This window comes from Paenibacillus sp. NPDC056579 (genome assembly GCF_042793215.1).
Lineage (GTDB): Bacteria > Bacillota > Bacilli > Paenibacillales > NBRC-103111 > Paenibacillus_S.
The window spans coordinates 32177-45480 of the sequence record NZ_JBHTVD010000012.1 but is presented as its reverse complement, the minus strand read 5'-3'; the positions used below and the strand labels follow the sequence as shown (position 1 = coordinate 45480).

At 54.9% G+C, this 13304-nt stretch carries 14 protein-coding genes; 13 read left to right on the top strand and 1 reads right to left on the bottom strand.

From position 1 onward, the window contains the following. Positions 1–311 precede the first annotated feature (311 nt). The 13 genes from ACFQ88_RS32490 (at position 312) to ACFQ88_RS32430 (ending at position 12574) form a co-directional block, all read left to right on the top strand. Positions 312–677 carry a hypothetical protein gene (locus ACFQ88_RS32490; RefSeq protein ID WP_379461026.1) on the top strand — a complete coding sequence of 122 codons (366 nt, stop codon included), beginning with the start codon at positions 312–314 and terminating at the stop codon, positions 675–677. Between the two features lie 18 nt (positions 678–695). Beyond that, positions 696–1394 carry an SAF domain-containing protein gene (locus ACFQ88_RS32485; protein WP_379461024.1) on the top strand — a complete coding sequence of 233 codons (699 nt, stop codon included), beginning with the start codon at positions 696–698 and terminating at the stop codon, positions 1392–1394. Positions 1395–1419: 25 nt separating this feature from the next. Further along, on the top strand, positions 1420–2763 hold the full coding sequence (locus tag ACFQ88_RS32480; protein ID WP_379461022.1) for a P-loop NTPase family protein: 1344 nt from the start codon (positions 1420–1422) through the stop codon (positions 2761–2763). A 5-nt stretch (positions 2764–2768) separates the two neighbouring features. Continuing rightward, positions 2769–4439 (top strand): ATPase, T2SS/T4P/T4SS family, encoded by a 1671-nt coding sequence (locus ACFQ88_RS32475; RefSeq protein WP_379461020.1) that lies wholly within the window; start codon positions 2769–2771, stop codon positions 4437–4439. A gap of 1 nt (position 4440) precedes the next feature. Further along, positions 4441–5436 carry a hypothetical protein gene (locus tag ACFQ88_RS32470; protein ID WP_379461018.1) on the top strand — a complete coding sequence of 332 codons (996 nt, stop codon included), beginning with the start codon at positions 4441–4443 and terminating at the stop codon, positions 5434–5436. Positions 5437–5459: 23 nt separating this feature from the next. Continuing rightward, positions 5460–6353 (top strand): hypothetical protein, encoded by an 894-nt coding sequence (locus ACFQ88_RS32465; RefSeq protein ID WP_379461016.1) that lies wholly within the window; start codon positions 5460–5462, stop codon positions 6351–6353. Positions 6354–6509: 156 nt separating this feature from the next. Then, on the top strand, positions 6510–6752 hold the full coding sequence (locus ACFQ88_RS32460; RefSeq protein ID WP_379461014.1) for a hypothetical protein: 243 nt from the start codon (positions 6510–6512) through the stop codon (positions 6750–6752). Continuing rightward, positions 6749–7147 carry a hypothetical protein gene (locus ACFQ88_RS32455; RefSeq protein WP_239629585.1) on the top strand — a complete coding sequence of 133 codons (399 nt, stop codon included), beginning with the start codon at positions 6749–6751 and terminating at the stop codon, positions 7145–7147. The genes ACFQ88_RS32460 and ACFQ88_RS32455 overlap by 4 nt, the downstream gene beginning before the upstream one ends. A gap of 6 nt (positions 7148–7153) precedes the next feature. After that, positions 7154–7648, top strand: a complete 495-nt coding sequence (locus ACFQ88_RS32450) for a hypothetical protein (RefSeq protein ID WP_379461012.1) — start codon at positions 7154–7156, stop codon at positions 7646–7648. Continuing rightward, positions 7645–9513, top strand: a complete 1869-nt coding sequence (locus ACFQ88_RS32445; protein WP_379461010.1) for a hypothetical protein — start codon at positions 7645–7647, stop codon at positions 9511–9513. Before ACFQ88_RS32450 ends, ACFQ88_RS32445 begins: the two co-directional genes overlap by 4 nt. Positions 9514–9545: 32 nt before the next feature. Continuing rightward, positions 9546–10190, top strand: a complete 645-nt coding sequence (locus tag ACFQ88_RS32440) for an S-layer homology domain-containing protein (protein WP_379461008.1) — start codon at positions 9546–9548, stop codon at positions 10188–10190. Positions 10191–10602: 412 nt separating this feature from the next. Further along, positions 10603–11370 (top strand): alpha/beta hydrolase, encoded by a 768-nt coding sequence (locus tag ACFQ88_RS32435; RefSeq protein ID WP_379461006.1) that lies wholly within the window; start codon positions 10603–10605, stop codon positions 11368–11370. Between the two features lie 13 nt (positions 11371–11383). Then, complete coding sequence (locus ACFQ88_RS32430) at positions 11384–12574, top strand: M24 family metallopeptidase (RefSeq protein WP_379461004.1); 1191 nt, start codon at positions 11384–11386, stop codon at positions 12572–12574. A gap of 126 nt (positions 12575–12700) precedes the next feature. On the opposite strand, the gene clpP is transcribed toward ACFQ88_RS32430, so the two are convergent. Continuing rightward, positions 12701–13288 carry an ATP-dependent Clp endopeptidase proteolytic subunit ClpP gene (gene clpP, locus ACFQ88_RS32425; RefSeq protein ID WP_379461343.1) on the bottom strand — a complete coding sequence of 196 codons (588 nt, stop codon included), beginning with the start codon at positions 13286–13288 and terminating at the stop codon, positions 12701–12703. Positions 13289–13304: the final 16 nt, after the last annotated feature.

The following is a 13304-nucleotide window of genomic DNA, read 5'->3' as shown; positions in this document are numbered from 1 at the left end:
ACTTATACCACCTAACTAGGAGGTGGTTAGCATGAGGGTTGACGACGACTTATGTGGGCTGCGGCGGATCCGAGGCTCCGGGTGGGCGGGGGGGGGCGGGGGGGGGGGCGGCGTGCCGGGTGGGGCCGCCCCCCCCCCCGGCCGCGGAAGCGGCGCGCGCTCCGGCGCAGCCCGCCGCAGCCGCAGCCGCGCGCTGGCTGCGAAAGCTGCTCGCGCTGGAGCGGCCGCTCGTCCTCGTCGACATCGGCGACGAGTGGCACAGGCACGACGTCCGCGAGCTGCTCAGCGTCGCGGCGGAGGTGGTATACGTTGTGGACCCGATGGTCCACAAGCTGGATCTTGCTGCGACGCGCAGCCGTCTGCAGCTGCTTCATGAGCTGCGGGCCGCAGGCAAACGCGTGCACGGCATCGCCAACAAGACCGTCGCGTCGAAGCATACGGGCCAGTGGCTGGGCGTCCTGCCGGAGCCGCCTGCCTGTCTGCTGCCTGCAATCGACGCGCTCAAGGTCGCGGAGGCAAGCTGGCTCGGCCAGCTCGTGCAGGACCGGCCGGGCATTCAGCAGCAGCTGGCACGGGCGGTATACCCTTGGCTGCGCAGCTGGCTGCCGCATGAGGCTTATGCGGCCGATGCCGGCGGGGCCAAACGAACGCTGCGCAAGCTTTGGAAAAACGGTTAATACGGAAGAAGGGGCACGATGAATTTTTGGTATAAATGCGTTTATTACGTTCTGGTTGTCGGTTTATGTTTGTCGGGTCCTGCCCTGTTAATAGTCTGGAAGTGGGGAATCGAGCCGCGTTGGGGTACGGTGGACGTCATTCAGGCGGCGCGTACCGTTGACCGGGGAGCCCGCCTTTCCGAAGCCGACCTGAAGACGGTGAAGGTGAAAAAAGAGCTGCTGGTCGGCGGCGCCGTCGTTCGTCTGTCGGATGCCCTTCAGCAGGAGACGACCCGGGCCATCCGGGCGAACGAGCAAATAACGGATGCGATGCTGAATACGGAGCATCTTCTCCCCGCTCCGGGCCAGTGGAACATGCCGCTGCCTGCAGAATGGATGTTCGGCAAGCCTCCGGGCAGCCTGCTGCGCGGCGACCGGATTTCCCTGCTGCTCGTGCAGAAGGAGGAGGCCAAGAAGGCCGACGATAAATCAGGCCAGGAGCTGACCCGGGAGAAGCTGGAGCAGCTCAATATTCCGTTCGAAGAGGAGAAGAAGCTGCAGGAAATGGTCGTTAGCTACGCTAAAGGAACGAACAACCAGGAGGTGTCTTCTTCCGACGACCGCAAGAAAACAACCGGTGTCGTCAATACGGTGGAAATTATTGTGAATGAGGAGCAAAAGGAGTTGATCCGCAAATACGGAACGAAGGGGTACCGGTTTTTGATTGTATATCGATGATCCATCTTGAAGGAGGCGTTGAACATTGAATGCTTATGTAGTATCCGCCGACCGCAGGCTGATAGAAGCGCTGAAGCAGTCCGGCGATTACGGCGCGGTCATTTCGGTATCCAAGGAAATGATTGCCGTTCTGCTCCTGGAAACGGAGGAGCGGAGAGGAGCGGCCGACTCGAAAGCGCATCCTCAGCCGGCTAAGACCTCGGCAGGCGCGGCCGAGAAGGCTTTGCGCTATGGCGGCGGCGAGCACCGAACTCCAGGGCAGGACTGCTTGACCGAGACTGTAATGTCGCCGGGTGATGTCTGGGTTGTAAGCGACGAACAGCTCGATATTCACGAGGCGGTAGCTTTACGCCTATGCTTTCTCAACAATAAATTTCTGTATTTGTTAAGCAACCATTCCGATTCCCATTCCATGAAGGCGACGCAAAGCTTGTGTGCCGCCCACGGCATAAGATACGTTCTGCCGTTTCATACGCCCGAGCAGGTAGCAGGTCAAGTCGGGTCTATCTGCTTTTCGCGGGAACAGCGGACAAGCAAAGTGATAACGGCGATAGGAACGCTGCCGCAAATGGGACTGACCTCCAGTTTGTTACGCATTGGGACGACGCTCTCCCGATTGTCGGGGATTCGAGTCGGCATCTTGGGGTTGAACGGCTGGAATCCGGGGGATAGCGGGCTGAACTATTCAGGCAAATATTTGGACGAGCTGTGGGGCAGCCTGCAGGGCCGGCAGCTGCAAGGCGGGGAGCTTCGCGGCAAAATGCAGCAAATTGCAACTGGAGTCCATTATTTGGCCGGCAACCGGGATATGAAGAAGCTCTACTATTATCATACGGATGGGATCTCCTGGCTGATAGAGAAAGCCCGGGAGTGCTTCGACCTCGTTCTGCTCGATGCGGGCAGCTATCCCGATCATGCGCTGGCGGCGCAAAGCATCCACTCCGCCGACCTCCTGCTCGTGCAGACGAATCAGAGCTTGCAGGCGAGAGAGCAGTGGAATCGAATGCTTGAGCATATTTTGCAGCCGGTGTTCCATCTGGAGGAACGGCAAACTATGCTCGTGTTTAACCGGATGCTCCGATCTCCGGAAATGGAGAACGAGAAGCAGCTTTCGCGTCAGCTGAACATGCCTTATATCGGAAGCTTGCCTCAGGTTGAGAGCTTTTACCGGTGCGAGACGGAACGAAGCCTGTTGGTGCAGCAGTGGCCAGAATATGAGAAGGAGCTGCAAAAAGTGTCCAAAGCGATACTGCACTATTATGATGTTCCGCTCGCGGCCGTTCAGAGCAAGGAAGCACTTGCTCCTGCTACGCTGAATTCGCCCAAAGGGTCATGGCTGCGCTGGATGAAGCCGGTTAAGGGGGCTTGATAGCTGTGGCTTTGTCTATGGGCGACCGGCGGCGATTTCATATCGGGCAATTTCATCTGGATACGGCAGCGGATCCAGCACCTCCGGTGCCGGCACCGCCTTCGGCGGACGTATCGGCTGGCAAAGGAGGCAAGCCGCAATTCGAGCAGGTGTGCAGAGCTTACAAGGAGCTGGTCGGCGAACGGTTCGCAGGAGCCGTGCACCGGGGCGAAACGGAGCGGTTGTTGACGGACGAGGCTCGCACGGATGAGGCGCAAGCATTCGTCGAGCTGGAGAACAAAGCGATTATCGGCGTTCCGGAAACCGTATCGGCCATTATGGAGCAAATACAATCGTACGTCGATCAGAACGGCTTGTACCAGGTCGAGCTGCCCGACTATTATTTCGGCCTCAAGCAATATGCGAGGGAGGAACAGAGGCGCTATTCCGATATTACGCATGCGATGTTTCACGAAATATACGGCTTCAAGGCGCTAGCCCACTGGCAGACGTACCCCGACAGCTATGCGGCCCAGATTATCGGCACCTCGATATGGATTCATCATAACGGCCGTCACCGGAAGATGCCGTTTCAGTTTTCCTCCACCCAGGAGGTGGATAAAATTATCCGAGCCCTAACCCGGCAAAAAGAAGACGCCATCGTTAACCTGTACCATACGACGTTGGAGGTCGATCTGTACACCGGGGAGCGGGTGACGCTTACGGTAAAACCGGATGTTCGCCACGATGTCATTACTTTCCGCCGGTTTTTGATCGGCAGAGTGACGGTGGACGATTTGGCCGACGACCGGCGCCGGACGATTCCTCCGGAAGCGGCAGACTTGTTCAGGGGAATTTCCAAGACACACTGCAACTTTTTGGTAATCGGCCCGCCAGGGACGGGTAAGTCCACTACGCTCAAGGCTCTGATCGCCGAGCGGGCGGATTATTATACGGGGGCGATTATTGAGAAGCATTACGAGCTGGCGGCAAGCCGCGATTTCCCTGAGAAAAAGCTGATTGAACGCGTCACGCACGAAAATACGTTCCATCATGCCATGGATCAGGTGCTCCGTTTCGATGTCGATTACGCCATTATTGGAGAAGTGAGGCGGGTAGAGGCGGAAGGGGCGATGCTCGCTTGCGAGCGGCTGCTCAAAGGGTTCGGCAGCACGTTCCATACATGGAAGCCCGAGACGGTGCCTTCCCAGTTCGCAAGGCTGCTGTGCGGCTTGAATCCCGGCGTCAGATTCGAGGAAGAGGAGAAGCGGGTCGCCGAAAATATCGATATCCTGATCGTTCAGACGCAGGATCCGGGACGAACCCGCAAAAGAATCAAAAGCGTTATGGAGCTGCGCTACAACCGGCTGAACGGCCAGATTAGCACGCATGAGCTGATGCGCTGGAACGAGAGGGACGATACGTGGTCGTACCGTATGGATTTGAGTGACCGCTTGCGCAGCGAGATGCGCGAGGTGCATCAAGAATGGGCCGAGATTACGGAGAAGACGTTAAATCGATTGGCCCAAGCTTCACCTATACCGGATGACGTCGGGATCACGGTGTATAATCCGGCGGATGCCGACCCGCTCCATCGTATAAGCGTAACTTTGGAGCGAATGCGCGAAGCATCATTTGCGGATAAAGCGTCTGCTGCTAAGCCAGCAGCAGATTCTGCGTTCTGCGGGGGAGGATAGGATGACGGCCGTATACCCGCTCGTTCATATGACCGTGCTTGGCTTGTCCGCATGGCTGTTCACTCATGGTTTATACAAAACCATTCAGCCGCTTCTTCGTTATCTGGGCGCTTTGAAGCGCACGGAGCGGCGTCATAGAGCGGAAATGAGGCTCCTGCGCAAGCAGAATGAAGAGCTTCGCGAACCCGGATGGATGCTTGTCCTATGGCACAGGATGTATAGGGAGCTGGAATTATTGCTGAAGGCTGTGCAGGGTGAGCGATTCCGCGATTTTACGGTCCAACGTTTTGTTTTACTGGATGTATCCACTGCCGTCTCGTCGGGCATCATCGTGTTTTTTGTTACTTCCGACTTACGGTTCAGCTGTTTTCTGAGCGTACTTGTTGCTGCTGCACCATGGGCGTATTACCGGCTGAAGCTGCGTAATATCCAAATCCAGAGCGGTTACGATCTGGCGGAAGCGGTCGGGATTTTATCCAGCAAGTACAAGGTGACCAGAGGCAACATGCGAAACGCGCTGCAGCTTGCGAGTCTGGAGATCACCTCTGCGCCGATACGGCGGCATTTTATGAACTGGATTCGGGAGGAGCTGAATTATGTAGATTCGCGGGAGATGGAGAAGGCGATTGAAGAATTCATCTACAGCATCCAAACGTCGTTCGCCAAGCAGTTAGGCCTGACCGTGCTCAAAGGGTTGCTGCGCAGCGAGAACGTCGAGAGCACTCTTACCGCCATCGACAGGAACATTCACAAGCAGATCGATATGCTCCGGGACGAAGGAGATTCGAGCTCCGAGGTTTTGCAGCTGAGCTGGCTGCACGTCATTCTGTTTCCTCTGCTTATTGTCATTATGATTATTTTTATGGGGTATAACAGTACGATTCATTATCAGCTCGGGACGGAGCAAGGCCGATTTTGGCTCACGGTTACGCTCTGCTTCATCGGAGGCTCGCTTCTGCTTGCGCTTTGGTTCCGCCGTCCGCCCAATGATTATTGACCGGGAGTGAGGTGATGCGTTTCATGCAGCTGCAGCAGCAATTATATGCCATAGCAGGCGGATTGTTAGGAGTGCTGATTTGTCTTATTTACGCCTATGCGGCGTATTTGGTTCACCGTCGACTCCGTTCTCCGGTTTCTCTTCAACATATGACCCGGCTGCAGTATATGCAGCTGAGACGGTGGCTGCATCATCCCGAGCTTGAACGAAGGTTAGAGCAGACGGGATATCCACTTAGGCTGAATGCCTGGAAAATCCAATCGATTCGCTACGGCACAGCGTTCGTATGGATGGTGAACAGCTTGTACGATGCGGCTTCCAATTGGGAGGAGCTGGACGCAGCGGGTATTGTGCTTACGTTCTGGGGACCGGTCGTTATGCTGCTTGCCACCAATACAAAGGCATCCCTGCTTACCTATGCGCTGAGCAAATGGAAGGAAGTCGATGACGGCGAGAAAAACAGGGAGCTGTTCATGATCTACAGCATGATTGCCGACGAGCTGAAGAGCAACGGAAGGCGAAGGCTGAATTTACATACGCTGTTGACGAAGCTGCGCGATTATACGGTTCGGATCAGACCTTCCTTGAATAAAGGGCTGCGTCTATTCGATGAGGGAGCGCAAACCGCGCTTCATGTCATAGCCGACGATATCGGAACGAGGGAGGCCAGGGAGCTGTGCAAGCTGCTTGCCGATTTGGAGCTCACGCCCCCCGAGGATATATCCGCCTTAGTCGATACAAGGGAAGAGAGCTACACGCAGATGCTGCGGGAAAACCGCCGAAGGCAGCGCAAATTTTTCGGAAGCTTGGCATACGGGGCGGCCTTCAGCCCGCTGCTCATTTATTTGTGGAATGCGCTGAACATAGCTCAGCAATATGTTACGGACTTGGCGCGGAGCACGAACCATTTTGGCTGAGAAGATTCACTGGTAGTTCCGGGACTGGGCTTAAGCACCGTATGTCGTCTATTGGTACCAATTAGATATAAGCGATAGGCGAGTGGCGATAGCGCTGAGCCCGATCTTATTAATAAACTGATCCCATTCGATGTGGAAACGAGGAGCGAATCAATAATGAAACCGGCATTGGAAAAGTTTTTAATTATCGCGGCTACACTGGCCGCCATAGGTATTTTTATTTTTGTTGCATTGTGGAGCTCGATCAAGGAGAAGAAGACGCAAATGGACGATCTGTTCAACAATACTAATGTCCCGACAAGCTTCCATTACCAGATGAAGACGGCACCGGAATACGCCGGACTTATTGAGAATGACAATCTCCCTTCAAGCAATGATACCGGCACGTTAATTACATGAAGCAGGCGTTGGTGGAAATGCTGACTGTGTACATCCTTATGCTGCTGCTGTTTCAGCCGGTGCTGCACGATATTTACTCGACTCGGGCGAATGCCGTGGAAATGGTGCTCGACAGTGCGATTCAAAAAGCGGCGAGCTCGGATCACGGCAGGTTTACGCCCGAAATCGTTGAGGAAATGCGGGGGACGCTCGTGCACACCTTTTTGCTGGACGAGAGCGATATCCGTTTTAGCGGAACTACGGAGCTGACCCCGCGCGGGGAATATATCGAAGGGACGCTTGCGGTCAAGAGCACGCCCCGTTGGCTGTTTCGCAGCATGTTCGGGAGCGCCGACCGGGACCCCCCGGAAATTGTCCGCTATGCCAAGCAAATGAGCGAAGCGTGGGTCCGGTGAATGTAAATGAATCGTGTGCTTTTGCTGATGTTTGTTGTTCTGATGTTTTTATACACAACCGGCTACGAAGCCGACCGCTATGTAACCACAACGACCCACAACCGGCTTAAATTCTCGTTGAACAGGGGAGCTCACGATGCGGCGCTGCAAGTGGACAAGGAACGGCTGGCGGAGGGGGACATTGTATTCGAGCGCGGTTTGGCGCGAGCGGTGTTTGAGAAAGGGCTGGAGCATAATTTGCAGCTGGATTCCAGCGGCAATCCCCGGGCTAGTACGCTTCTTCAGTCGAAGCCCGTCATTGTGTTCGAGGATTATGTAGATGACAGCACGCCGGGAGTAGCGTTCCCCTTCAGCTATGTACGGGAAAGCGAGCACATATACCAAGTGCTGAAAGGCCCCGCCGTCATTTACAGAGTGAAGGTGAAGCTCCCCAGAACTCATGCCTGGTCTTATGTTGGCGATGTTTACAAGAACGTTATCTATGAGTATCCGTTAGAATGACCGGATATAGAAAAGTAGAGGTGAATGATTTGATACGAATGCAAGGAAAGCGAACGTTGGTGCGGCTGCTGCTAAGCGGAACGCTGCTGCTGCCGATACTGCCCGCGGGTTTAGCTTATGCGGCCTCGTCCGTCTCCCCCGCTCCAAGCGCTATTCGCGTTGACAATAAGCTGGCGCCTTCCGTTGATACGGTAGTCGTTAGCGGTTTATCGCCGGGAGATGTCGTCAAAGTGTATGCGGACGGCGGGGCGGCCGCCTCGCTCGGAACGGCCGCAGTAAGCTCCGGCTCTACGAGTGCTACAGTATCTGTTAATCAATTAGGTGCCCTTGGAGGGCACATCTATGTGACGCTGACACAGCCGTCCTATTCGGAGAGCCGGCGTATTGTCAAATCGTTCCCCGCCGAACCGATATCGACAGCGCCGGCAGCGACTTCGATTCGCGTGTCCAATCAGGCAGGCGGTTCCGGCGACCAGGTGACCGTGCTTGGGCTGCATACAGGGGATCAGGTGAAAGTGTACTCCGATTCTACGAAAAGAACCACGCTGGGTTCAGGCACAGTATCGAGGGCTACAACCGACGGAACCGTTATTTCCGTAAGTCCGCTGGATTCTGCGGGCGGAGTCATTTTCGTAACGGTGACCGAGCAGGGGAAGAGAGAGAGCAGGCCGACGGAGAAAGCTTACGAGGGAGAGGCAGTTTCGGCTAAACCGCTCATTAGTCAAATCAACGTCGTTAACGAACTGGGGGGATCGGGCGATCGTGTCATCGTTTCGGGATTGAAACCGGGCGATACGGTCAAAGTCTATGAATCCGACCGTTCAGCCACTCCATTGGCTCAAAAGACGGTTGCGCCAGGTTCTACGGTAGCGGACGTACCCGTGGCTATTCCTTCGACGGACGCGGGCAAGCAAAGCCTATATGTCAGCGTGACAAGCCCGCTGCTGCGCGAAAGCGGCCGGGTAGCCAAGCAGTACCGCCTTGAGCCGGTTACATCCGCCGTAGCCCCAGGAACGATCGTTGTAACGAATGAGGAAGCGGGGACGGAGGACCGTATTGAAGTCATAGGGTTACAGTACGGGGACGTTGTCAAAGTGTACGGCAGTCCGACCGACTCGCTTATCATCGGATCAGCCAGCGTAGGAGCCGATTCGTCCAGGGCGGTCATTCGGATATCCCAATTGGGGAGGGAGGCAGGCTATGTGTATGTAACCGTCACCTCCCAAGGTAAGACCGAGAGCGGACGCACTATGAAGGTGTACGTTGCCGAACAGGCAAGCGCGGCACCTAGCAGAGAGGATATTCGAGTCAACAACGGGGTCGGAGCGAATGATACGGTTACCGTAACAGGTCTTCAACCAGGGGATCTTGTGAAAGTATATGCGGATGAGACGGCATCCGGAGCGATAGGCAGCGCTGTTGCGGCCAACGGCTCTACATCGGCGGTTGTCAGCACTGCATTGCCAAGCAGCGGATACGGGATTGTATATGTTACGGTTACTAGGGCACTTGAAGAAGAAAGCGCGCGAACGCCCAAAATTTATAATGCAGAACCGGTTACGCTCCCCGTATCAGCGAATCTTATTCGAGTAGTGAACAGCACGGATACAAACGGCAGCGATGAAGTGTCGGTTCTGGGTCTTCACGCCGGTGACACGGTCAAGATTTATTGGGATGCGACGAGCCTGACACCGATGCAGACTATGCTCGGTACCGATGCTGTAGCGACCGTTAGCGAAGGCTCGTCTGTAGCAACCATTAGCAGGCTGCCCCTTAAATCCGCTGGAGGTACTCTATACGTGACGGTTACGTCCATAGAGCGCCGGGAGAGCGGCCGGACCTTAAAAGTCTATGAAGCTGAATAAACGAAATGCTTGAAAAGGAGAATCTGACCACTATGTTTCCGATATTACGCAGAAAAAGAAATAAAGTGAAACTGATGTTTGCCACAGCCTTCATCGTTGTTCTTCGCCGGACGGCATACGTACTGGCATTCATTACATTGCCTTTCACCACTATGCCTCAGGTAAGCCAGCACGCATATGCGGACTCAAAAGACAGCAGCTTCAGCGATATAGAGGGACATTGGGCGGAAAAGCCGATATTGGAGGCTGTATCCGAAGGGATGGTGTCAGGCTATGAGGATGGATCCTTTCAGCCCGACCGTTCGGTTACCCGGGGTCAGTTTGCAACGATGCTCGCAGCATCGCTGCACATTCCCGTCGCTGCGGAAACGACGGACGAAAATGTCCAATCGGCATATCTTCAGTCTCTTCGAGATATTGGCATTATTGATGATGCTTGGGCTTCTGCCGAGAAGCTGGACAGCGAGCTGTACCGCTCGGAGATGATTCGGCTCTCGCTTGCCGCTCTTGATCCTGCAGCGGTCGAGCCAGAGCCCGATAAGCAGAAGACTAAAGCGGCGGCTGCAGGGCTAATCGATGGAGGGAACGAGGTAGAAGCGGTGGCGGACCGTGCGGTTACACGGGCGGAAGCCGTAGTTGTGCTGCAGCGTCTGCAGCAGGCCGTACATCCTGCCTAGTGCCGGCTGGATTGTGGATCTTTGGAATCGGATTAACTGCTTAAAATGCAGCCTTATCGTCGGTGCGATAAGTGCTGCGAATGGAGTATAAATGGAAGCATCCATAATAGTAATTGTAGGAAACAAAAGTGAGGCAGCAGAAGGAAGTCCTGAGTTTCGCGCCGGAGCGCGGCTCAGGGCTTTTCTCTTTTATCACAACCGATTCATCGGATACAAAATTACATTGGGAGATAAAAACTACCTCTAATGCGGTCGCTTTTTAGTGAAGGTTGGCAGAGGCTTTTACTTAGCGGTTTTATTCACCGTCAAGGAACGTTACTCATTGGGATATCATTATTGAAAGCGGTGGAGAGATGGGGTACTCTTACAAAAGAGACGAAACTTCAAGGCAAACGGAAGGGAGTGACACGCAATGGCTTTTATAGATTGCCATTTTTTCTCGGAGACGCTTGGGGTCACAGCCTCGATGTATGTGATCCTGCCGCAGCCGACGACAAGACAGATCGGAATGACCGCTCAACGTGTGAAGAGCAAGCATCCTACCTTGTTTTTGCTTCACGGCTTGTCGGACGATCATACGATATGGCTAAGAAGGACATCCATCGAACGCTTTGCTTCGCAGCACGGCTTGGCCGTCGTTATGCCGGCGGTGAACCGCAGCTTTTATACGGATATGGTTCACGGGTATAAGTATTGGTCCTTTATTAGCGAAGAGGTTCCTGCATTGGCGAGATCCTTTTTCCCGTTATCCGAGGAGCGCGAAGACAACTTTGTTACAGGCAATTCGATGGGGGGTTATGGTGCGTTGAAGCTCGCTTTAACTTATCCGGAACGGTTTGCCGCTGCAGCCAGCTTATCCGGTGTCACGGATGTGGCCCAGTTCGTCGGACAGCGCTCACAAGAGTTTCAGCACGTATTCGGGGATTTGGAGCAGGTGGAGGGCAGCCGTCACGATGTGTTCCGTCTCGCGGAGGATCTCAGTCGGCATAACGGCCCAAGACCGCTGCTGTATCAGTGCTGCGGAACGGAAGATTTTCTGTATGAAGCGAACGTCCGTTTTCGCGATCACTGCCATAGTTTGAACCTGGAGCTGACGTACGAGGAGGAGCCGGGGAGCCATGATTGGGCATATTGGGACTGCAAAATCCAATCGGTTTTGAATTGGCTGCCGGTTAGATAGAAAGGAGTACAGCATGAGCGAATACATACAGAGGGTGGAACGGCTGCAGGAGCGGCTGGTGCAGCAGCGGTTGGACGGCTGCATGATCACGCAAAACATAGATCTGTATTATTTTACCGGTTCGATGCAAACCGGATATTTATTTGTTCCGAGCGAGGGCGAGGCGGTATTTTTCGTGCGGCGGAGCGTCGTGCGCGCTCAGGATGAATCGGCCGTTCAAGTAGAGCCGCTGGGTTCGTTTCGCACCTTCGGAGAACGGCTTGCCTCCTTGTTCGCTGCGCCATTCGGACAGGCTGCATCGCGGCGTCTGAAGCTGGCCGCCGAATTCGACGTACTGCCGGTACAGCAGCTGCAGAGGCTGCAAACGGTGCTTCCGGACGTCGACTGGGTAGACGGCTCGATGATCGTTCGCGAGCTGCGCATGATCAAGTCGTCATCCGAGATCAAACTTATCCGCGAATCGGCGCGAATTATCGATTTGGCGTTTGAGCAGGCGATAGCTGCGCTAAAGCCGGGCATGACCGAGCTGGAGCTAATAAGCGGCATCGAGCTGTTCATCCGCCGGCACGGGCACATCGGAGTCATGCGGATGCGCGGTTACAATCAGGAGGTCATCACCGGAATGGTTGGAGCCGGGGAGGCGGCCGCTATGCCGACCTATTTTGACGGTCCGGCTGGTGGACAAGGCTTGAGCGCCGCCGTTCCGCAAAGCGTGAGCCGCCGCCCGATTCAAGCCAATGAGCCGATCCTGATCGATATCGGCTGCTGTATCGACGGGTACGTCATCGACCAGACACGTACCGCGGTTATAGGAACGCTGCCTGACGATCTGGTTCGAGCCTATGATACGTCCGAACAAATACTGCGCAGCGTAGAGTCGATGCTGAAGCCGGGCCAAATATGCGAGCGGCTGTATATGCATTCTTTGCAGCTGGCCTTTGATGCAGGGCTAAGCGACCATTTCATGGGCTATGGCGACGATCAGGTCAAGTTCCTGGGCCACGGCATCGGCCTCGAAATCGATGAGCTGCCGGTATTGGCCAAAGGCTTCAGCTATCCGCTGCAGCCCGGTATGGTCATTGCTATCGAGCCCAAGTTCACATTTCCGCAGCGCGGCGTGGTCGGCATTGAAGACAGCTACGCGATCACCGATTCAGGCTTTGAGCGTCTGACCGTATCGAGGGAAGGGCTCATTGTCGTGTAGCGAGAGCGTAATGCATAACAGTAAAAGCCGATATGACGGAGAATAGCGCCGTCATATCGGCTTTATTGTTATCGGCTGCCGATGCGGAGCACAGCTCGTGCAAGCACTCAGCCTATGCCGTAACCATCAGCCCTGCACGCGCTCGATCACTTTATCGATCAGCCCGTAATCTTTGGCTTCCGCAGCGGTCATAAAATAATCGCGGTCCGAGTCGCGTTCTACCTTCTCGTACGGCTGCCCCGACGTTTCCGCGATGATCCCGTATAGCACACGGCGGGTTTTCATAATATTGTTGGCACGAATCTGAATATCCGACGCCTGGCCTTGGGTACCGCCCCATGGCTGATGGATCATAATTTCCGAATTCGGCAGCGCATACCGCTTGCCTTTGGCTCCGCCGGTCAGCAGAATGGCGCCCATGGACGCAGCGAAGCCGACGCATATCGTGGAAACATCCGGCTGGATGAACTGCATCGTATCGTAGATGGCCAAACCTGCCGTGGTGGAACCGCCCGGGGAGTTAATGTACAGATGAATATCCTTCTCCGGATCGGCCGCGGCCAGAAAGAGCAGCTGTGCAATGATGCTGTTAGCCACCTGATCGTTGACCTCGGATCCAAGAAACACGATGCGATCCTTCAATAAACGCGAATAAATATCATAGGAGCGCTCTCCGCGACCGTCCTGTTCGATAACAACCGGAACATAATTCATCATCTGATATCCCTCC